The organism is Desulfovibrio sp. 1188_IL3213 (assembly GCF_036763145.1).
Taxonomy (GTDB): domain Bacteria; phylum Desulfobacterota; class Desulfovibrionia; order Desulfovibrionales; family Desulfovibrionaceae; genus Desulfovibrio.
In genome coordinates this window covers 1-1,135 of the sequence record NZ_JBAIYR010000597.1, presented here as the reverse complement: position 1 = coordinate 1,135, position 1,135 = coordinate 1, and the positions used below count along the sequence as shown (strand labels likewise).

Sequence of the window (1,135 nt, the reverse complement as noted above, 5' to 3'; positions counted from 1 at the left end):
GGGCGGGCGGCGTCTTCAGGGTTCCAGGGATGGCCCTGTTCTTCCAGCAGCACGGCCTTGCGGCTGGCGCGGATGCGGTCGCCGTTGATCTCGATGACCTTGACCACCATGTCTTCGCCAAGGCGCGCAACGTCGCCGGGCTGTTCCACGCGGTTCACGTCGAGCTGCGACACGTGTACGAGGGCTTCCACATTGGGCAGCACTTCGACAATGGCGCCGATTTCCATGATTTTGCGCACCTTGGCATTGTAGTTTTTGCCAATGTCGGGGCGCTGGTCGTAGTAGGAAACCATTTCACGGGCCTTTTCCAGAGCTTCGGCAGTGGGCGCGAAGATGGACACGCGGCCCGAGTCTTCGATGTCCACGGAAGCGCCGGTGGCCGAGGTGATGGCCTTGATGTTCTTGCCGCCGGGACCGATGATCAGGCGGATGATGTCAGGATTGACGAACACTTCGGCGTGCTGCGGCGCGTAGCGCGAAAGTTCCTTGCGCGGCGAGGCGATGGCCTTGGTCATTTCCTCAAGGATATGCAGGCGGCCTTCACGGGCCTGCTGCATGGCGGTGCGCATGATTTCGGTGGTGAGGCCCGTGATCTTGATGTCCATCTGCACGCCGGTGACGCCTTCAGCAGTACCGGCGATCTTGAAGTCCATGTCGCCCAGGGCGTCTTCATCACCGAGAATGTCGGTAAGAACGATAAACTTGTCGCCTTCCTTGATGAGGCCCATAGCCACACCGGCCACCGGGGCGCTCACAGGCACGCCGGCATCCATAAGGGAAAGCGAACCGCCGCACACGGCAGCCATGGACGAGGAACCGTTGGATTCCATGGTTTCGGCCACCACGCGCAGGGTAAAAGGAAAGTCGGCGTCAGCGGGCAGCACGGGGCGCAGCGATTTTTCCGCCAGGGCTCCGTGGCCGATTTCGCGGCGGGACACGCGCACGGGCTTCACTTCGCCCACAGAGAAGGGCGGGAAGTTGTAGTGCAGCATAAAGCGCTTGGTCACGTCGCCGGTGAGAGAGTCCATGCGCTGTTCGTCAGTGGAAGAGCCGAGGGTGGCGACCACAAGAGACTTGGTTTCGCCGCGGCGGAACAGGGCGGAGCCGTGAGCGCGGGGCAGAAGACCGGTCTGGA

The 1,135-nt window shown here is 62.3% G+C and carries 1 protein-coding gene; it reads right to left on the bottom strand.

The features are described 5' to 3' along the window. The coding region (gene pnp / locus V6C16_RS13890; RefSeq protein WP_333543510.1) for a polyribonucleotide nucleotidyltransferase at positions 1-1,135 on the bottom strand (1,135 nt) is incomplete at both ends.